We start from the raw sequence: 20,208 nt of genomic DNA on the forward strand, positions 1-20,208 counted from the left end.
ACCCCCCACCCCCGGCTACCGTGACCCCCATGTACTCGTACTACTTCTTCCGCTGACCCGCACCGCGCCCAAGCGGCCCGCAGGGCAGAGCCACCCCATCCGCACCGCGCCGAGCGGCCCGCAGGGGGGTGCAAAGACCCCGCCGCGCCGCGACACCGCGCTGCCCTCTGTCAGGAAGAAGCCCCGAGTACCCCCAAGGGACACCCATGCGCGCCCGACACCCTTCCCAACTCACCCTCACCGCCGTCTCCAAGGCGTTCGGAGACCGCCCCGTGCTGGAAGACGTATCCCTCACCGTCCGCCCCGGCGAGAAAGCCGCCGTCATCGGCGAGAACGGCTCCGGCAAGTCGACCCTGCTCCGGCTGCTCGCCGGAGCCGAGCGGCCGGACTCCGGCGAGGTCACCGCCGTCTTCCCCGGCGGCACGGCCCACCTCGCCCAGACCCTGGACCTCGCCCCCGACCGCACCGTCCAGGACGCGGTCGACCTCGCGCTGGCAGAACTGCGTACCCTCGAAGCGGCCATCAGAGCTGCCGAGACGCGCCTCGCGGACGCCGGCGAGGCCGAACTCACCGCCTACGGTGACCTGTTGACGGCGTACGAAGAACGCGACGGCTACCGCGCGGACGCCCGCACCGACGCCGCCCTGCACGCCCTCGGCCTCGCCCACGTGACCCGGGAGCGCGCGCTCGGCTCGCTCTCCGGCGGCGAGCAGTCCCGCCTGGCGCTGGCCTGCGTCCTGGCCGCCGCCCCCGAGCTGCTGCTGCTCGACGAGCCGACGAACCACCTGGACCGCCAGGCCACCGACTGGCTCGCGGAGCAACTCCGCGCCCACCGAGGCACCTTGGTGGTCGTCACCCACGACCGCGCGTTCCTCGAACGCGTCTCGACGACGATCCTGGAGGTGGACCGGGACCTGCGTACGGTCGTCCGGTACGGCGACGGCTGGGCCGGATACCGTACGGCCCGGGCCGCCGCGCGGCGCCGCCGGGAGCTCGCGCACCAGGAGTGGTGCGAGGAGCTGACCCGTACCCGGGAGCTGGTCGAGGCCGCCGGGCAGCGGCTCGCCGCCAGCGGAAAGGACCCCGGCCAGGGCTTCGGCAAGCATCGCCGTTCCTCGGAGGCCAAGCTGTCCGGGCAGGTCAGGGCGGCCAGAACGCGCCTGGACCAGCTGGAGCGCGAGCCGGTCGCGGCCCCGCCGCCGCCCCTGCGCTTCACCGCCCGCCTCACCACGGCGGCGGCCGCCCCCGAAGGCCCGCTCGTCGAGCTGACCGGGGTGAAGGTCGGCCACCGCCTCGACGTACCCGCCCTGACCGTCAAAGCCGGCCGCCGCCTCCTCGTCTCCGGCCCCAATGGCGCGGGCAAGACCACCCTGCTCCGCATCCTCGCCGGCGACCTCACCCCCGAGGAGGGGAAGGTGGATCAGACGAGCCGTCATATCGGGTATTTGGCACAGGAGTTGAGCCACGACCCGAGTCGCCTGCCCCTCCTCGGCGCGTACGCCGCAGGGCGGTCCGGCCTCCCCGAGGAGTACGCCGACGAACTGCTCGCGCTCGGCCTGTTCCGGGAGGAGGACCTGGCCGTGCCGGTCGCCGCGCTCTCCGTCGGGCAGCGGCGGCGGCTCGAACTGGCCTGCCTGGTGGCCCGCCCCGCCGACCTCCTCGTACTGGACGAGCCGACGAACCACGTGTCGCTCGCGCTGGTCGAGGAGGTGGAACAGGCCCTCGCCGACTACTCGGGCGCGGTCGTCGTGGTCTCGCACGACCGCCGTTTCCGGTCCTCCTTCACGGGCGACGAGTTGGAGCTCCGCGCAGGAGCGGCGGTGAGCTGACCCGGGCCCCGCCCGGCCACGGCGCTCCGCAATTCGGGACGGGACGCCGTGGCCCGGCTATAAACGAACACATGACCCTGCACTGGAAACTCGTCGTCGACGCCGCCGACCCGCACACCCAGGCCGACTTCTGGGCCGCCGCCCTCGGTTACGCGGTCGAGGACAACAGCGTCCTGATCAACCGGCTGCGTTCGGCCGGCACGATCGGCCCCGAGATCACCCTGGAACACGGCGGCCGGATCGCCTTTCGAGATCTGGTCGCCGTCCGGCATCCGGACGATTCCTACGACCCCGAGAGCGGCACGGGGCTCGGCCGGCGCATCCTGTTCCAGCGGGTTCCGGAGCCGAAGACGGCGAAGAACCGGCTGCACATCGACGTCCACTCGGCGCCCGGAACCCGGGAGGCCGAGGTCGGCCGTCTTGTCGAGCTCGGGGCGAGCGTGCTGCGCCAAGTGAAGCAAGCCGGAGGCGAGTTCACTGTGATGACCGACCCCGAGGGCAACGAGTTCTGCGTCCACTAGGGCCGGAGCCGACCGGCCGCGCGGGCCGCGAGCCGGCCGAAGCCCCGAAAAGCCCGCTCCCGATCGACATCTCCCAATCGCCTGCCATTTGGTGCCAGTTGAGGCCTCCCTTTGGCCCTCCCTTCACCCGCCCCGCGTCCGGAATCCGAACTCCCTTGGCCGGTTTACGTTCTTGACGCCTCCTGTACCTCTCCTTGACCATCGGGCTCGCGTTTCCGTCCCATCCCCCCCACGGAACACGGAGCCCCCCATGCACAGCTCCCACTCCCGGCGCACCCCGGTCGCGGGCGCGGCGCTCGCCGCCGCCGCTCTCGCCGTCGGTCTGCTCGCGCCCACCGTCCACGCGGCCCCGGCCCCGCCGGCAGCCTCCACACCCGCAGCCGTCTCGGCGCCCGACATACCCGTCGCCAACGTCAAGGCGCACCTCGCCCAGCTCCAGCAGATAGCCAACGCCAACGGCGGCAACCGCGCCCACGGCCACTCCGGCTACAAGGCCTCGGTCGACTATGTGAAGGGCAAGCTGGACGCGGCCGGGTTCACCACCTCCGTCCAGCAGTTCAGCTCGTCCGGCGCCACCGGCTACAACCTGATCGCCGACTGGCCGGGCGGCGACACCTCCCGGACCGTCATGGCGGGCGCGCACCTCGACTCGGTGACCGCGGGCCCCGGCATCAACGACAACGGCTCCGGCTCGGCCGGCATCCTGGAGACCGCGCTCGCCGTCTCAAGGGACCGGCTCAAGCCCGACAAGCACCTGCGGTTCGCCTGGTGGGGCGCCGAGGAGCTGGGCATGGTCGGATCCCGGTACTACGTCAACTCGCTTGCCACCGGCGACCGTTCGAAGATCTCGGGGTATCTGAACTTCGACATGATCGGCTCGCCGAACCCGGGCTACTTCGTCTACGACGACGACCCCGCCCTGGAGAAGGTCTTCAAGGACTACTTCGCCACCCTCTCCATCCCGACCGAGATCGAGACGGAGGGCGACGGCCGCTCCGACCACGCCCCGTTCAAGAACGCGGGCATCCCCGTGGGCGGCCTCTTCTCGGGCGCCGACTACACCAAGACGGCAGCCCAGGCGCAGAAGTGGGGCGGCTCGGCGGGCGAGGAGTTCGACGCCTGCTACCACGCCTCCTGCGACACGAGCGGCAACATCGACGACACAGCGCTGGACCACAACAGCGACGCGATCGCGTACGCGCTGTGGCAGTTGGCCGCCGGCACCTCGGCGCGATGAAGCACACCGTGAACACCTGCGCCGGGGCAGGAAACGGCGGTTGGAAGCTCATGTTCTGAGTCCCCCAACTCGGCCCGTACCGGGCCCCACAAGATGCATGCGTGTGCATAGAATGCACACGCATGCATTCTTGGGCTACGTACGGAGGGGACCATGGCCCGCGACTTCCTTTTCCTGCTCGGCAGCACCCGCAGCGGCGGCAACACCGAGGCGCTCGCCCGGCAGGCCGCCGCACAGCTCCCGGCGGGCGACACCGCCCGCTGGCTGAGCCTCGCCGAGCTCGAACTCCCCGGATTCCGCGACCTGCGCCACACCGAGCAGCGCGTCCAGGCCGCCCCCACCGGGGACGCGGCGACGCTCCTGGAGGCGACGCTGGCCGCCACCGATCTGGTGATCGCCTCGCCGCTGTACTGGTACAGCGTCTCCACCCCGGTCAAGCACTACCTCGACCACTGGGGGAACTGGCTCTACAGCCCCGACCTCGACTTCAAGCAGCGCATGGCGGGCCGCACCCTGTGGGGCGTGACGGCACTCGCCGGCAGCGACCACTCGTTGGCGGACCCGCTGGTGGGGACCCTGCGGAACTCGGCCGCGTACATGGGGATGAACTGGGGCGGCGTGCTGCTCGGCACCGGCACGCGGCCCGGCGAGATCGAGGGCGACACGGAAGCGGCGGCCCGCGCCAAGACCTTCTTCAGCTCAGCCCCGGAGCCCGCATCGCGCGCATGACATGGGCCACCAGCGTCTCGATCCGCTGCTCGTCGGGAAACGTCCGGCCCAGTGAGTGGCGGTAGTAGAGCGGGCCGTACATCATCTCCACGGCCAGCGGAAGATCGGCGTCCGGGGGCAGTTGGCCCTGCTCCTGGGCGCCCCGCATGCGCTCGTAGACCAGCACGACGCGCGGGATGACGAGCTCGTCGTTGACCGCCCTGGCGAGCCGCTCGTCGTGCAGCAGCTCGGCGAGGATCCCGGTGTACGCGGGCCCCACCACCGGCGAGGTGAACAGCCGCACCAGGCTCCCGATATGGGTCCGCAGATCGGCTTCGATGTCACCGGTGTCGGGCAGCGGCGAAGCGCTGGCCACCAGCTCGGTCACCGCGTCGAGCAGGATCGCGCCCTTCGTCGACCACCAGCGGTAGATCGTCTTCTTGCTCACCCCCGCACGGGCCGCGATGGCCTCGATGGTGACCTTGCCGTATCCGCTCTCCGCGCACAGTTCGAGCGCGGCCGTGAGCGTCGCGCTGCGTGATTTCTCGCTGCGGCGCCTGGGGCTCGGGGCGGACGCGGACGGGGTGATCATGCCCTCACTCTACGAGCACGCCCCGAACCGGATTGACAGTCGGGCGTACGACTCCAACAATGACGCAGGAAACGGAACGTGTCGTGTCGAGCCGTCACGGGGGTCGGCTCGCGCGACCGGTCCGTTCCGGACACTTCACATCCCGATTCGGGCACTTCGCATGTCGTTCCTGACATGTTGCGCGCCGTTCCGGGGTGTCACGCCGTGATGTCCTTCGCCGTGAAGCGGGCCCAGGCCGCCGAGCCGAAGACCGCGACGTACAGGGCCTGGAGCTCGAAGTTCTTGACCAGCTGGTCCCAGTAGACCGGCTCGCGCAGGACGTCCGCGAAGGACAGCCAGTAGTGCGGGAAGAGGTACGGCGCGATCGCGGACAGCTGCGGTATCTGGCCCAGGATCTGGACCGTGATCAGCAGCCCGACGGTCGAGGCCATCGCGGCGATCCCGCTGTTGGTCAGCGTCGAGATGAACAGGCCGAGTGCCGCCATCCCGGACAGCGAGACCGCCACCACCCCGGCGACCGCCACGGCCCGCAGCAGCCCGTCCGCGAAGGAGATCTGCGTACCGGAGATCGTCGTGACGTCGCCGAGCGGGAAGAGCAGCGCCCCGACCGCGAGGGCGGATGCCGCCACCGCCAGCGTGGCCATCAGGCAGAACGCGAGCACCGAGGCGTACTTGGCCAACAGCAGCCGCGTGCGGCCGGCCGGGGCGACGAGCAGATAGCGCAGGGTGCCGGAGTTGGCCTCGCCCGCGACCGCGTCGCCCGCCACCACCCCGACCGCCATCGGCAGGAACACCGGCAGGGTGGCCGCGAGGGCCGCGAAGACGAGGAAGAGACCGTTGTTCGTGATCTGCGCGATGAAGGCGGGGCCGCCTCCCCCACCGCCGCCCCGGCCTCCCCCGCCGTCGCCCGTCTGGATCTTCACCGCGATGCCGATCAGGACCGGCACGGCGGCCAGCACCCCGAGCAGGGCGAGCGTGCGCCAGCGGCGCACCACCGTGACCAGCTCGGAGCGGAAAAGACCGAGCGACCACAGGACGCTCGGCTTCCGCGCGGGACCGGGCACCGGGTCCCGATCCGCCACGTCCATGACCTCAGCCCGCGACATCGAAGCCCTCCCCGGTCAGCGCGACGAAGGCGTCCTCAAGGGAGGCCCGCTCGGCTACGAAGCCGCGCACCCGCACCCCGGCCCGCACCAGCTCGGCGTTGAGGTCCGCCAACTCCACGTCGGCGGGCGGCAGTTCGGCTGTCACCCGGTCCTCACCGGTCACCGTCACGTCGGCGATGCCGCGCTCCTTGAGGAGGCGGGCCGCCGCCGCGGTGTCCGGGGTGGTCACCGCGAGCCGGCCCCGCGCGTTCGCGGCGAGCTCGGCCACCTCGCCCTGGACGACGAGCCGCCCCTGGTTCATCACGGCGGCGTGCGAGCAGACCTGCTCGATCTCGTCGAGGAGGTGCGAGGAGAGGAAGACGGTCGTCCCGTCCTGGGCCAACTCCCTTATCAGCGCCCGGATTTCCCGCATGCCCTGCGGGTCGAGACCGTTGGTCGGCTCGTCCAGGACGAGCAGCTCCCGGCGCTGGAGCAGCGCCGCCGCGAGACCCAGGCGCTGCTTCATGCCCAGCGAGTACGCTCGCGCCTTCTTGCCCGCCGCCGCCGTGAGGCCCACCCGGTCCAGGGCGGCCGTCACCCGGGCGGTGCGGGTGCGCGGATCGGCGGTGGGGTCGGCGGCGTCGTACCGCAGCAGGTTGTCGCGGCCGGACAGGAAGCCGTACAGGGCAGGGCCCTCGATCAGGGCGCCCACCCTGGGCAGCACGGTGCGGGCGGCTCTCGGCATGGGGCTGCCGAGGACGCTCGCGGTGCCGTTGGTCGGCTCTATGAGGCCCATCAGCATGCGGATGGTGGTGGTCTTGCCGGAGCCGTTGGGGCCCAGGAAGCCGAAGACGCTGCCGCGGGGGACGGTCAGGTCCAGCCCGTTCACGGCCAGCTGGCCGCCGCGGTAGCGCTTGCTGAGGCCGTGCGTCTCGATGGCCGCTGAAACCTTCCCCACCCCCTCCGACGGTTGAGGAAGGAGCGGTTCACCCCTTCCTCAACCCTCCGGAAAATCCCGCGTATTGGCCCTACTTGGCCGAGTTGGCCGCGCCGATCAGCGCGTCCTTCGTCACCGCGCCCACGTACACCTTGCCGTTGTCCGTGATCAGGGCGTTCACCAGGCGGGTCTTGAAGACCGTGCCCGTGCCGAACTTGCCGGAGACCTTGTCGCCGAGGGAGTCCAGGAACTTCTGGGCGTCGCCGCCTCCCTCGCCGTTGTCCGCCTTCGGCATGCCCTTGCCGCCGGTGTCGAGCTCGGCGATGGCCGTCCAGCCCTTGCCGATGACCTTGGTGTTCTTGGCGTCGCCCAGGTTGCCGAGGCCGCCCGGCAGGCCCTGCTCGGGCTTGTACGTCTGCTTCTGCTTGCCGTCGTCCTCGGTGACCTTCGCACCCTTGGGCGGGCTGAACCTGAACGTGTCCGCCGACGGCTTCGAGAAGTCGACCTTGGTGAAGCCCGCGTCGACCACGGCCTTGCCGCCCGCGCTCGGCGAGAGCGTGAACTTCAGCGGCACCCCGGTCTTGGCGTCCACCGCTATGCGGACCGAGCCGATGGTCGAGCCGGACTGCTTCGGCTTGATCAGGAGCTGGTACGCATCGCGCCCGGCCACCTGGGCCGTGCCGTCGACCGATACCGCGGTGGTGGGGTCGACGTTCTTCAGGAACTGGTCGGCCAGCGCCTTCGGCGTGGTCGGAACGCCCGCGTCCGGAGCCTTCTTGCCGTGCTCCCCGGCCGCGCCCGCCGCGGACTTCTGCGAGTGGAAGACCTGGTTGGAGCCGCTGTCGTACGCCCAGACGTCATTGCCGTCGTGGATCAGGCTGTACTCGGCCGCGTCCTCCAGGATCGACACCTTCTGGCGGTCCGGGCCGTCGGCCGCGATCCGCAGGGTGTGCGTGCCCGAGGCTAGCTCGGTCAGCTTCGCGTCCGGGGAGGCGGACTTGTCCGAGCCGCCGCCCTTGGGGGCGAACGAGCCGAGGCTGCCGAGCCCGGGCAGGCCCAGGTCGGTCGTGATCTTCATCGTGCCGGAGAGCTGCTGCGTGTCCGAGGCGGCCATCTTCTCGATGAGCTGCTGCGCGCTGATCTTCGGCAGACTGGGGTCACCGGCCGCGGCGAGCGCCGGGACCAGTCCGATGGTCGCCGCCGCGACCCCCGCCACCCCGACCGGGACGAGGTAGCGCGCCGCCTTCCGGCGGCCCGCGCCGGGGTCCCTGGCCTCGTCGGTGGCCTGTGCGCTGTCGTTCGGTGCCATGTGTGCCCTACCTCCGTGGTCGGCGGCGTCCGTCCGTCGTGCTCAGTTCCACCCCGCGCCGCCATTCTCACCCGAATTGGTCAGGAGTGGTGCTTCCAATCTGACCAAAACGACCGCCCCGGCGCGTCAGCCCCCGGGAGCAACCTCACGTACCTCTCTGGGATGACAGAACCCCGAGTCGGGTACCCCGTCCAGTAGGGGTGAGTACCGGAACCTCTGGATCCGTATCCCTGGGTGAGAGCAGGCGGCAGCGCCCGAAGGCGCCTCGCCACGGACCACGGGCGCCACGGACCACGGGTGAGCGGGTCAGCCCGCGCGGTGCACGACCGCGTCGCAGAGCTCTTCGAGCGCGGACTTCGCGTACCCGGAGGGCAGCGGCGCGAGCGTGGCCCGCGCCTCCTCCGCGTACCGGACGGTGTCCCTGCGCGCCTGCTCAAGGGCCGGGTGCACGCGCAGCCGACGCAGCGCCTCCGCGTGCCGGGCGTCGTCGCTGAGGTCGCCGTCGAGCAGCGCCACGAGCTCCAGGTCGTCCGGGCGGCCGTGCTGCGCGGCCTGCGCCCGCAGGTGCAGGACGGGGAGCGTGGGGATGCCCTCGCGCAGGTCGGTGCCCGGGGTCTTGCCGGACTCGTGCGAGTCGCTGGCGATGTCCAGGACGTCGTCGGCGAGCTGGAAGGCGGTGCCCAGGCGCTCGCCGTACTGCGTGAGGATGTCGACGACCGACTCGTCGGCGCCGGACATCATCGCGCCGAACCGGCCGGAGACCGCGACGAGGGAGCCCGTCTTGCCGGACAGCACGTCGAGGTAGTGGTCGACCGGGTCGCGCCCGTCGCGGGGGCCCGCGGTCTCCAGGATCTGGCCGGTGACGAGCCGTTCGAACGCCTCGGCCTGAATGCGTACGGCCTCGGGCCCGAGATCCGCCAGTATGTGCGAGGCGCGCGCGAAGAGAAAATCACCCGTGAGGACCGCGACGGAGTTGCCCCAGCGGGCGTTGGCGCTGTCCACGCCGCGCCGCACATCGGCCTCGTCCATCACGTCGTCGTGGTACAGCGTCGCGAGGTGCGTGAGCTCGACGACCACGGCGGAGGGCACGACGCCCGGCGCGTACGGATCACCGAACTGGGCGGCCAGCATCACGATCAGCGGGCGGAATCGCTTGCCACCTGCACGGATGAGGTGCTGCGCGGCCTCCGTGATGAACGGAACCTCGCTCTTGGTGGCATCGAGCAGTCCCGCCTCGACAGCCGCCAATCCGGTCTGGACATCGGCTTCAAGTGCCTGGTCCCGCACGCTCAGCCCGAACGGCCCGACGACGGTCACGAGGGGTACTCCTGTCTGCTGACGATCACACGGATTGTCGATGTGTCGCTGCCTTCACTCAAGTCAGCGTATCGGGTCGCTGTTCGATCACCATGGGCGCCTTCCCGTCACCCCTCGCGCACAGTCCCTTGAGCCCCGGTATGTTCTTGGATCAGCTCATACGATCAGGAGTGGACCTTTTGTCCGGAACGATGACCGACACCCCCGACGATCCGGCCGCGGAGCAGCCGCCCCCGCAGGACGATCATGCCTTCTTCGGTCAGCCCCGGGGCCTGCTCACCCTCTCCGGCCTGGAGGTCTGGGAGCGGTTCTCGTTCCTCGGGATGCAGGCGATCCTGGTCCTGTACTTCGCCGACTCCGTCGCGAACGACGGCATGGGCATGGACGCCGGCACCGCCGCCTCCGTCTCGGCCGCCTACGGCACCCTCGTCTATCTGGTCTCGGTGGCCGGCGGCTGGCTCGCCGACCGCATCCTCGGCTCGTACCGCGCGGTCCTGTACGGCGGCATCCTGATCGCCTGCGGCCACTACGCGATGGCCGTGCCCACCCCGGCGATGACCTGGGTCGGACTCGGTCTGATCAGCGCGGGCACCGGCCTGCTCAAGCCCAATGTCGCCTCCATGGTGGGCAAGCTCTACCGCACCGACGACGAGCGCCGCGACGCCGGATTCGCGCTCTACTACATGGGCATCAACGTCGGCGCCTTCGCGGGCCCGCTGATCACCGGCTGGCTCGGCGACCACAAGGGCTGGCACTGGGGCTTCTCGGCGGCCGCGGTCGGCATGACGTTCGGCCTGATCCAGTACGTCCTCGGCCGACGGCACCTCGCCGGACGCAAGCACGCGGCCGAATTCGCCCTGCCGCGCGAGGGCATGCTCCGCGCCGTCCGCCTCATGGTGCTCGGCGCCCTGCTGGTCGCCGCCCTCGCCGTCCTGCTCGCCCTGGGCGGCTGGCTGACGATCGGCCGCTTCGTCGACCTGCTCACCCTGATCTCGGTGATCGCGCCGGTCGTCTACTTCGCGGTGATGTTCGCCAGCCCGCGCGTGACCGCCGAGGAACGCGGTCGCCTGAGGCCGTACGTGGTCCTGTTCCTGGCCTCGGTGGCGTTCAACTTCATCCTGTTCCAGGCGTACTCGACGATGATGCTGCTCGCCTCCACCAACGCCGAGACGACCATCCTCGGCTTCCACTTCCCGGCCAGCTGGTACGCCTCCGCGCTGGGCGCGTTCGAGGTGGCGCTCGCGCCGGTGGTGGCCGCCGTGTGGGCCCGCATGGGCCGGCGCCAGCCGCACGCCTCCAACAAGATCGCCTTCGGCGTGATCCTGGGCGGCCTGTCGTTCCTTCTGATGGTCCTGCCGACCTCGGGCCACTCCACCGACACCTACAAGATGGCGGCCTGGTGGATCGTCGGCTCGTACCTGCTGCTCGGACTCGGCGACATCCTGCTGGAGACCTCCGGCATGTCGGCCACCACCAAGCTCGCCCCGAAGGCCTTCGCCAGCCAGACGATGTCGCTCTGGTTCCTCTCCCTAGCGCTCGCCAACGGCATCCAGGCGCAGACCGTGAAGGTGTACGGAAAGGTCTCCAACCCCGCCTACTTCGGCCTGAACGGCGCGATCGCCGTGGCCGTCGGCATCGCCGTGATCTTCGCCGCCCCCTGGCTCAAGCGCACCATGCACCCCGTCCACTGAGGTTGCCGCCATGCACATCCGCACCGAATTCCCGTACGAGACGCAGCGCGAGGATGTCCGGATCCCGCTGCCCGACGGCACGTTGCTGTACGCGCGCGTCTGGCGCCCGGTCACCGAGGAGCCCGTCCCGGCGCTGCTCGAATACCTCCCGTACCGGCTCACCGACTGGACGGCGCCGCGCGACTGGCAGCGCCATCCCTGGTACGCGGGGCACGGCTACGCCTCGGTGCGCGTCGACGTGCGCGGGCACGGCTGCTCTCAGGGCATGCCGGGCGACGAGTACGACGCGACGGAGCTGGCCGACGGTGTCGCGGTCGTCAACTGGCTCGCCCAGCAGCCCTGGTGCACCGGGAAGGTCGGCATGTTCGGCATCTCGTGGGGCGGCTTCAACAGCCTCCAGATCGCGGCCCTGGCACCCGAACCGCTGAAGGCGATCGTCACGGTCTGCTCGACCGACGACCGCTACGACAACGACGTGCACTACATGGGCGGCTCGGTGCTGGCCGTCGACATGCACGCCTGGGCGGCGACGATGCTGGCCTTCGTCTCGCGCCCGCCGGACCCCGCGTTCGTCGGGGAAAAATGGCGAGAAATGTGGCTTGAACGCCTCGAAGCGGTAAAGCCGTTCATTCACACCTGGCTCGCCCACCAGACCCGGGACGACTACTGGAAGCACGGCAGCGTCTGCGAGGACTACCCGGCGATCGAAGCTGCCGTCCTCGCGGTGGGCGGCTGGCACGACCCGTACCGGGACACGGTGCTGAGGCTGGTGGAACATCTCCCGCCCGACCGGGTACGCGGCCTGATCGGCCCCTGGTCGCACCAGTACCCGGACCGAGGGCTCCCCCCTGGCCCGGCGATCGGCTTCCTCCAGGAGACCCTGCGCTGGTGGGACCACCACCTGAAGGGCGAGGAGACGGGCGTGATGAAGGAACCGCTCCTGCGTTCCTGGATCAGCGAGTCGCACCCGCCGGCCACGGTCTACGCGGAGCTCCCGGGCCGCTGGGTGGGCGATCCGGCCTGGCCGTCACCCCACATCACACCCATCTCGTACGCACTCCGGGGCGCGCCCGTGCGGGTGCGCTCGCCGCAGCACACGGGCCTGGACGCGGGCCGCTTCTTCCCCTTCGGCAACGACGCCGACCTGCCCCCGGACCAGCGCGCCGAGGACGCCCACTCGGCGGCCTTCGACTTCCCGGTACCGGCGGACTCCGGCCCGCTGGAAATCCTGGGCCGCCCACAGGTGACCCTCCGCCTGCGCATGGACGTCCCGTTCGGCCAGGCGATCGCCCGCCTCTGCGACGTGGCGCCGGACGGCTCGTCGACGCTGGTGACGCGGGGCGCCCTGAACCTGTCCGCGCGGCACGGCAGGGACAGGGCGGACGCGTGGCCGCTGGGCGCGACGGAGGAGGTGACCTTCGCTCTGAACGGCATCGGGCACGCCTTCCCTCCCGGCCACCGCATCCGGCTGGCCGTCTCCTCGGCTTACTGGCCATGGATCTGGCCGCAGGCCGACTCGGTCGGCTTCACTCTCGACCCGGCGGGCTCGTCCCTCCAACTCCCGCTCAGGGAACGCACGTTGGACGACACGATCGCCTTCGCGGACCCCGAGCAGTCGGAGCCCCTGGGCGTCTCGTACCCGGCCCCGCTGGACGAGCCGCGCCCCGAGCGCCTCGTCGTACGCGACGTGGCGAAGGGCGAGTGGCGCCTGGAGGTGGACCCGCGTTACGGGGGCACGCGGGTGTACCCGGACGGCCTCGAATTCACGGAGGACGCGAAGGAGACGTACACGATCGACGAGTCCGACCCGCTGTCGGCCCGGACCCGCTCGGACTGGCATCTGCGGTTGCACCGGCCGGAGTTGGCGTGGGACGTGACGATCGATACGCGGTCGGAGATCACGTGCGATGCGGCGGATTTCGTTACCTCTGACGAGGTGGTGTGCCGGGAGGGGGGCGAGGTGGTGTTCCACCGAACGTGGGAGCGCCGCATCCGCCGAGAGGCGGGGTGACTTCCCCCGCCCCGCCCCTTCCCGAGACCCTCCGGGGGTGGGGGCGGGCTGAGGTCGGTTCCCGGGGGCGCTGCCCCCGGACCCCCGCTCCTCAAACGCCGGAGGGGCTGAATTCGTCGTTGGTCGAGTGCGGACCCGTGCGTGGCTGGTCGCGCAGTTCCCCGCGCCCCTAACTACGCCGGGTACAGGCACCTCCAGCCCGTCATGGGGGTCCCCCCTGGCCCTTAAGGCCTTGGGGGAGCTTGAGGACGAGCGCCCTTAAGGCGCGAACGGGGTCTGGGGCAGAGCCCCAGCAGCGACCACCGGGCCGCAGCCGAGTCAGTCACCCCCGGAGGGTTTAGGGAACGGGCGGGGTGGGGTCTCCCGGGGTTCAGCTCGCTGCCACCGACGCCGCCAGACGCGGGGACGCGTACTCCGTGCCGCACACGAACCGCATCACCGGCCCGAACGACGACGCGGCAGGAAGGCCCGTGAAGTACAGCCCCGGCACCGTCGACTGGTACCCCGCATCCAGCACCGGCGCCCCCCGCGAAGTGGAGAGCTGGGTGCGCAACCCATGCCCCAGAAAGTCGAGCGCGGCCACGTCCATGCGGTAGCCCGTCGCCGCCATGACATGGTCCGCCGACAGCTCCCGCCCCGCCCCACCGGTCAGGGTGAGCACGGGCCGGCCCCCCTCGACCCGCGCGCGTACGATCCGCCGCCCGTCCGTCACCGCGACCCGCCCGGTGAAGCGGTCCCGCAGCCACCACGCCCCCAGTGGGCCCAGCACGTTGCGGACCAGATAGTGGCGGGCCGCCGGGGGCAGGTGGCGGAAGTGGGTCGCGTGGTACGAGAGGGCGTACAGCGACCACGCCTTGCCGAACGGCGAGTTGGGGGTGAAGCGGGGCTGCTGGTCGGGCGCCGCCCCGAACCGCACGGCCCCTGCCCCGCGCGCGACGACCCGTACGCGAGCCCCCGCCTCGGCCATCAACACCGCGTTCTCCAGGGCGGATTGACCGGCCCCGATCACCAGCACCTCGCGCCCCGCGAACCCGGACAGGTCGTGGTGCTGGGCGGCGTGCGAGACGGGGCCGGTCGCCGAGGGGCCGTCCGGAACCGCCGCGGCCAGTTCGCGCGGCAGCCGGGCCAGGCCCGAGAGCCCGGTCGCCACCACGACGGCCCGCGCCTCGAAGCTCTCGCCGGAGTCCAGCTTCAGCGCGAAGTGCCCGCCGGGCACCCGGTCCGCCGAGACCACCCTGACCTGCTCCAGATCAGGGAAGAGCTTCTGGGCGAACCACTGCCCGTAGGCCGCGAAGGACTCCACCGGGATCAGGTCCCAGTCCGATTCGAGCCGCCGCGTCCCGGTGTCGGCGCAGAAGTCGAGCAGCCCGTGCCCCGGCTGCGGCGCGTCGATGTTGGAGGCGACCGGCGTCGACTTGAGGACCATGCCCGCCGGCATGTGCTCGCGCCAGCTCACCATCGGCGAGCCGAAGACGCGGACCGGTATGCTCCGGGCGCGCAGATGGGCGGCGGCGGACAGGCCGTACGGCCCCGCCCCGATGACCGCCACCGGACGTGTCGCAGTGCTCACTCGCAGTCCCTTCTCAGGAAATGGCTCACCCCGCACCCAGCATCAACAGCCGTACTGGACAAGGGAGTTGAGCGTCGGGCTTATTTCGTCACCGCGCGGCGGGAACTCCGCCAGAGCCGGTACAGATGCTGTGCACCGGGGCGTACAAAGCGGGCCATCATCGTGAAGAAGGGTCTGATGTCGTCCCCGGCGACCCACGCGTACTCGGTGCCGGTCGGGCGCTCGGGCGCGTGCGGGGTGGTGTAGCCGCTGCGCCGGTAGGCGAGCAGCGCGGGCAGGTCGATGTTCTCGACGACGTAGCGGCGGCCGGCCCGCTGTTCGCCCTCCGGGACCCGGCGGCCGGTGAGGTGGAGGTGCTGGGCGCGGATGACGTCGACGCCCGCCTCGTTCTCGAAGAGCCGGAACTGGGCGCCCATGCGCGGGTTGAAGTCCAGGAGCTTGTAGCGGCCGTCGCGGCGGTCGAAGCGCAGATCGAGGTCGACGATGCCGGTGAAACCGATCCGCTTGACGAACTGCTCGGCCAGCGCGGCCAGTTCGGGGTTGTCGACGACGTACGCGTTCGCCGTCATCCCCGCGTGCGGCGGCCAGGACCGGACCTTCACGCCGGTGAACAGCGCGAGCGGGGTGGAGTTCTCGTCGAAGTACGCGTGCACGATCCAGTCCTCGGCCTGCTCGCGCGGCAGGTACTCCTGGAGGATCACGCCGGGCCGCTCGCCCCAGCCGCGGGCCAGCGCCAGCAGGTGCGCGCGGTCCTCGATCCGTGTGGTGCCGGGCACGGCCGGGCTGCGCCGCCGCACGAAGGCCTCCCGGTTCTTGGCCACCACCGGGAAGCGCGCGTGCCGCGCGAAGTCCTCGACGTCCGCGTACGTGTCGGGGAAGGCGGCCGCCGGGGACGGCACCCCGTGCTCCACGCACAGTTCGTGGAGCCCCTGTTTGCTGGCGAGGCGCCGGGGCAATTCCGGTGCCACGGACGGGAACAGGAAGAGCTCGGCGAGCTCCTTCTGGTGCTCGGCGATCAGCACCGCCGCCTCTTCGTCGGTGGGGATCAGCACGGCCGGCCGCCCGATCCGCCGACCGATCCTCCGCAACCCGTCCACCAGCGCGGCCGGCTCCTCGGCGCCGGTCGTCGGCCAGGCGAACGCGCGCTTGAGGTAACGGGAGTGGGCCGCGGGAGTCCAGCGGTCCTCGGTGATCGCGTACATCGGCACCCCGAGTCTGCCCAGGCTGCGGATGGCGCCGACCCCTCCGTGGTGCAACGGATAGTTCCCGAACTTTACGATCAGTGCCGGTACGTCCCGGTCCGCCCTGAACAGCACGCTACTGCCCGCCACCAGTCCCCCCTCGGGACAGAGAGCCCCCACAGCCCCGCGAGGCGCGCGGCCCCCTCGCCTGACGTGCCCCGGGCAGAGACGCTAAGGGGGAATGACCGCTTCCGGAGCCGGAATTTCCGGACATTACGAACTCTTTAGGCACTGCCGCCCCGCGCACCGCCGACGTAACGTGTGACCCACAAACCGTGGAAAGCGAGGCAGGCACCGATGTCCGAGCAGAGCCCGCTCGAACTGGCCGAGGGCGACCCCTTCGGCCCGCACAATCTCCCGTACGGCGTCTTCTCCACGCCGGACCGCCCAACCGACCGGAGGGTCGGCGTCCGCATCGGCGACCACGTCCTGGACGCGGGGGCGGCGGCGCACGCGCTGGGCTCCCCGTACGCGGCGCTCCTCGCCAAGCCGAGCCTGAACCCGCTGCTCGCCGCGGGGCGCACGGCCTGGCGCGATGTGCGCCGGGCGCTCACCGCCTGGGTGACCGTGCCCGCCCACCGCCCGGTCATAGAGCCGCTGCTGCACCCGCTCTCCGGCGTCGAGCTGCATCTTCCGTACGAGGTCGCCGACTACGTCGACTTCTACGCGAGCGAGCACCACGCGACCAACGTGGGCCAGATCTTCCGCCCCGACGGCGCGGCCCTGACCCCCAACTGGAAGCACCTGCCGATCGGTTACCACGGCCGCTCCGGCACGATCGTCGTCTCCGGCACGGAGGTGGCACGCCCCCAGGGCCAGCGCAAGGCCCCGTCAGACGCTGCTCCCGTCTTCGGCCCTTCCGTCAAGCTGGACATCGAGGCGGAGGTCGGCTTCGTGGTCGGCACCCCGTCGCACCTGGGCGAGCGGGTGGAACTGGCCGCGTTCGACGACCACGTCTTCGGCCTGTTCCTCCTGAACGACTGGTCGGCGCGGGACATCCAAGCCTGGGAGTACGTGCCGCTCGGCCCCTTCCTCGGCAAGTCCTTCGCCACGTCGGTGTCGGCGTGGGTGACCCCGCTGGAGGCCCTGACGGCGGCCAGGGTCTCTCCCCCGGCCCGCGACTTCCCCCTCCTGCCCTACCTGGACGACTCCGCCGACGAGGTGCCCGGCGGGTTCGACCTCCGGATCACGGTGTCGATCAACGGCACGGTCGTGGCCGAGCCGCCGTTCGCCTCGATGTACTGGACGGCGGCGCAGCAGCTGGCCCACATGACGGTGAACGGGGCGTCGCTGCGCACCGGCGACGTGTACGGCTCGGGCACGGTCAGCGGCCCCGAGCGCGACCAGCGCGGCTCGCTCCTCGAACTGACCTGGAACGGTACGGAGCCGCTGGAACTGCCTTCCGGCAAGCGGGCGTTCCTGGAGGACGGCGACGAGGTAACCCTGACGGCGTGGGCACCGGGGCCGCACGGGGTGCGGGTGGGCCTGGGCGAGGTGAGGGGCCGGATCACTCCGCCCCGCTGAGCGGCGGCCCGGCGGTCGTCCTCAATCGCCGGACGGGCTGGGTATGGCCGTACCGCATGCTGTTAGGGACGAGGGGAACTGCGCGACCAGCCATGCACGGTCTGCAGCCGAGAGTCCGACCACAGGGGGTCCGGAGGCGGCGCTCCCGGTAACGGACCTCAGCCCTTTCCCCACCCCCGGAGGGTTTCGGGAAGGGGCGGGAAGGGGCCTCCGGGGTCTGGGGCGGAGCCCCAGCGCACCCCGGCCCCCGGAGCCGCGCACCAAAGCCCGGGGCGGGGAATCCGGCCAGGGCTGTGGATAACTCTCGGGGTGTCGGCGGGGACGCCTATCGTTGCGAGGGTGAACGGTGAGGCAGTCGACGGACCAGCGCGGGGGACAGAGCGATGAACGGGACGGGCGGGACGCAGATGGTGGACGCGGAGACCGAGGCCCTGCAGACACTGCACCGCGTCTTCGGATACGAGGCCTTCCGCGGAGCACAGGGCGAGGTCATCGAGCACGTCGTGGCGGGCGGCGACGCCGTCGTCCTCATGCCCACCGGCGGCGGAAAATCGCTCTGCTACCAGATCCCCGCCCTGGTCAGGCCCGGCACGGGCGTCGTGGTCTCCCCCCTCATCGCGCTCATGCAGGACCAGGTGGACGCGCTGCGCGCGCTCGGCGTGCGCGCCGGGTTCATCAACTCCACGCAGGACTTCGACGAGCGCCGCACCGTCGAGGCCGAGCTGCTGGCCGGCGAGCTCGACCTGCTGTACCTGGCACCCGAGCGGCTCCGCGTGGAGGCCACCCTCGACCTGCTCTCCCGCGCCAAGATCTCCGTATTCGCGATCGACGAGGCGCACTGCGTCGCCCAGTGGGGCCACGACTTCCGCCCGGACTACCTCGCCCTGTCCCTGCTCGGCGAGCGCTGGCCGGACGTGCCGCGCATCGCACTGACCGCGACCGCCACGGACGCCACCCACCGCGAGATCACCCAGCGCCTCGGCATGCCGCAGGCCCGGCACTTCGTGGCAAGCTTCGACCGGCCGAACATCCAGTACCGGATCGTGCCGAAGAGCGACCCGAAGAAGCAGCTCCTCACCTTCCTCAAGGAGGAGCACGAGGGGGACGCGGGCATCGTCTACTGCCTCTCGCGGGCCTCCGTGGAGAAGACCGCGCAGTACCTGAGCGACAACGGGGTGCAGGCCGTCCCGTACCACGCGGGCCTCGACGCCGGGACGCGCGCCGTCAACCAGTCCCGCTTCCTGCGGGAGGACGGCCTGGTCGTGGTGGCGACCATCGCCTTCGGCATGGGCATCGACAAGCCGGACGTACGCTTCGTCGCCCACCTCGACCTGCCCAAGTCGGTCGAGGGCTACTACCAGGAGACGGGCCGCGCCGGGCGTGACGGTCTCGCGTCGACGGCCTGGATGGCATACGGGCTCCAAGACGTCGTCCAGCAGCGGAAGTTGATCCAGGGCGGCGAGGGCGACGAGGCGTTCCGGCGCCGGGCGGCCGCCCACCTGGACGCGATGCTGGCGCTCTGCGAGACCGCCTCGTGCCGCCGGGCCCAGCTCCTCGGCTACTTCGGCCAGGAGGCCACGGCCGAGAACTGCGGCAACTGCGACACCTGCCTGACCCCGCCGAAGACGTGGGACGGCACGGTGGCGGCGCAGAAGGTGCTCTCCACCGTCGTGCGCCTCCAGCGCGAGCGGGGCCAGAAGTTCGGCGCGGGCCAGATCATCGACATCCTGCTCGGCCGCAGGACCGCGAAGATCATCCAGTTCGACCATGACGCACTGTCCGTCTTCGGCATCGGGGAAGACCTCTCCGAGCCCCAATGGCGGGGCGTGGTGCGGCAGTTGCTCGCGCAGGGGCTGCTCGCGGTGGAGGGGGAGTACGGGACGCTGGTCCTGACCGAGCCGAGCGGGGAGGTCCTTGGCGGCCGGCGCGAGGTCCGGATGCGGACAGAGCCGGAGAAGCCGGCGCGGGCGCCGCGGAGCTCTTCGAAGAAGCCGGCGGCGGTCGTCGACCTGCCGCCCGAGGCGGTTCCGGTCTTCGAGGCGTTGCGGGCCTGGCGCGGGGCCCAGGCGAAGGAGGCCGGGGTCCCGGCATACGTGATCTTCCACGATGCGACGTTGCGGGAGATCGCGACGGCTCGGCCCGGGTCGATGGATGAGCTGGGCACGATTGGCGGGGTGGGCGAGAAGAAACTGGCAACGTGGGGCGAGGGAGTCCTCTCCGTCCTGGCAACCCTGGACTAGCCCCCCACACGGCTCCCGATGACTGGCCAGCGCCGCTGGGGCTCCGCCGCGTGGCCGCCGGGGGTGGGTGGGCTCGGCTGCGGACCGTGCGTGGCTGGTCGCGCAGTTCCCCGCGCCCTAACTACGCCGGGTACAGGCACCTCCAGCCCGTCATGGGGGTCCCCCTGGCCCTTAAGGCCTTGGGGGAGCTTGAGGACGAGCGCCCTTAAGGCGCGAACGGGGTCTGGGGGCGGAGCCCCAGGGTCCCTCACCCCCGGAGGGTCTCGGGAAGGGGCGGGGCGGGGGAAAAAAAAAGCCCCGGCGCCACCCCCCCCCGCCGGGACCCCCCCCCCCCCCCAAACCCCCCCACCCCCAAAAAAACCCCCCACCATGACCCAGAGCAAAGAAAGAATCCGG

The 20,208-nt window shown here is 71.2% G+C and carries 15 protein-coding genes; 8 read left to right on the forward strand and 7 right to left on the reverse strand.

Annotated elements, in window-relative coordinates:
- The first annotated feature begins 206 nt into the window (after positions 1-206).
- The 4 genes from abc-f to ADK54_RS04015 all read left to right on the forward strand — a co-directional run bounded on the left by abc-f (position 207) and on the right by ADK54_RS04015 (position 4,316).
- Complete coding sequence (gene abc-f, locus ADK54_RS04000; protein ID WP_053724099.1) at positions 207-1,829, forward strand: ribosomal protection-like ABC-F family protein; 1,623 nt, start codon at positions 207-209, stop codon at positions 1,827-1,829.
- A 71-nt stretch (positions 1,830-1,900) separates the two neighbouring features.
- Positions 1,901-2,350 carry a VOC family protein gene (locus tag ADK54_RS04005; protein ID WP_053724100.1) on the forward strand — a complete coding sequence of 150 codons (450 nt, stop codon included), beginning with the start codon at positions 1,901-1,903 and terminating at the stop codon, positions 2,348-2,350.
- A 250-nt stretch (positions 2,351-2,600) separates the two neighbouring features.
- Positions 2,601-3,587: a M28 family metallopeptidase gene (locus ADK54_RS04010; protein ID WP_053724101.1), complete on the forward strand. Its 987-nt coding sequence runs from the start codon at positions 2,601-2,603 to the stop codon at positions 3,585-3,587.
- Positions 3,588-3,740: 153 nt separating this feature from the next.
- Positions 3,741-4,316: a flavodoxin family protein gene (locus ADK54_RS04015; RefSeq protein ID WP_053724102.1), complete on the forward strand. Its 576-nt coding sequence runs from the start codon at positions 3,741-3,743 to the stop codon at positions 4,314-4,316.
- Here ADK54_RS04015 and ADK54_RS04020 read toward each other — a convergent pair.
- From ADK54_RS04020 to ADK54_RS04040, 5 genes are all read right to left on the reverse strand, one after another.
- Positions 4,282-4,887 carry a TetR/AcrR family transcriptional regulator gene (locus tag ADK54_RS04020; protein ID WP_053724103.1) on the reverse strand — a complete coding sequence of 202 codons (606 nt, stop codon included), beginning with the start codon at positions 4,885-4,887 and terminating at the stop codon, positions 4,282-4,284. The two genes, ADK54_RS04015 and ADK54_RS04020, sit on opposite strands and share 35 nt — an antisense overlap.
- Positions 4,888-5,084: 197 nt before the next feature.
- Positions 5,085-5,993, reverse strand: coding sequence for an ABC transporter permease (locus ADK54_RS04025; protein WP_053724104.1), 909 nt, complete (start codon positions 5,991-5,993; stop codon positions 5,085-5,087).
- Positions 5,980-6,930, reverse strand: a complete 951-nt coding sequence (locus tag ADK54_RS04030) for an ABC transporter ATP-binding protein (RefSeq protein WP_053724105.1) — start codon at positions 6,928-6,930, stop codon at positions 5,980-5,982. Before ADK54_RS04030 ends, ADK54_RS04025 begins: the two co-directional genes overlap by 14 nt.
- A gap of 70 nt (positions 6,931-7,000) precedes the next feature.
- On the reverse strand, positions 7,001-8,218 hold the full coding sequence (locus ADK54_RS04035; RefSeq protein ID WP_053724106.1) for a LolA family protein: 1,218 nt from the start codon (positions 8,216-8,218) through the stop codon (positions 7,001-7,003).
- Positions 8,219-8,524: 306 nt separating this feature from the next.
- Positions 8,525-9,535 (reverse strand): polyprenyl synthetase family protein, encoded by a 1,011-nt coding sequence (locus tag ADK54_RS04040; RefSeq protein WP_053724107.1) that lies wholly within the window; start codon positions 9,533-9,535, stop codon positions 8,525-8,527.
- Positions 9,536-9,726: 191 nt separating this feature from the next.
- On the opposite strand from ADK54_RS04040, the gene ADK54_RS04045 reads away from it, so the two are divergent.
- Both ADK54_RS04045 and ADK54_RS04050 read left to right on the forward strand, forming a co-directional pair.
- Positions 9,727-11,226: a peptide MFS transporter gene (locus ADK54_RS04045; RefSeq protein ID WP_053724108.1), complete on the forward strand. Its 1,500-nt coding sequence runs from the start codon at positions 9,727-9,729 to the stop codon at positions 11,224-11,226.
- A gap of 10 nt (positions 11,227-11,236) precedes the next feature.
- Entirely contained in the window at positions 11,237-13,237 is a 2,001-nt protein-coding gene (locus ADK54_RS04050) for a CocE/NonD family hydrolase (protein WP_053724109.1), read from the forward strand.
- Positions 13,238-13,607: 370 nt separating this feature from the next.
- Here ADK54_RS04050 and ADK54_RS04055 read toward each other — a convergent pair whose 3' ends face one another.
- On the reverse strand, positions 13,608-14,807 hold the full coding sequence (locus tag ADK54_RS04055; protein ID WP_053724110.1) for an FAD-dependent oxidoreductase: 1,200 nt from the start codon (positions 14,805-14,807) through the stop codon (positions 13,608-13,610).
- 80 nt (positions 14,808-14,887) lie between these two features.
- Positions 14,888-16,123: a D-aspartate ligase gene (locus tag ADK54_RS04060; protein WP_053724111.1), complete on the reverse strand. Its 1,236-nt coding sequence runs from the start codon at positions 16,121-16,123 to the stop codon at positions 14,888-14,890.
- Positions 16,124-16,345: 222 nt separating this feature from the next.
- Here ADK54_RS04060 and fahA point away from each other — a divergent pair, with 222 nt between their 5' ends.
- Together fahA and recQ are read left to right on the forward strand one after the other, a co-directional pair.
- On the forward strand, positions 16,346-17,572 hold the full coding sequence (fahA, locus tag ADK54_RS04065; RefSeq protein WP_053724112.1) for a fumarylacetoacetase: 1,227 nt from the start codon (positions 16,346-16,348) through the stop codon (positions 17,570-17,572).
- A gap of 383 nt (positions 17,573-17,955) precedes the next feature.
- Complete coding sequence (gene recQ / locus ADK54_RS04070) at positions 17,956-19,812, forward strand: DNA helicase RecQ (protein ID WP_053724113.1); 1,857 nt, start codon at positions 17,956-17,958, stop codon at positions 19,810-19,812.
- Positions 19,813-20,208 lie beyond the last annotated feature (396 nt).

This window comes from Streptomyces sp. WM6378, from assembly GCF_001279695.1.
Taxonomy (GTDB): domain Bacteria; phylum Actinomycetota; class Actinomycetes; order Streptomycetales; family Streptomycetaceae; genus Streptomyces.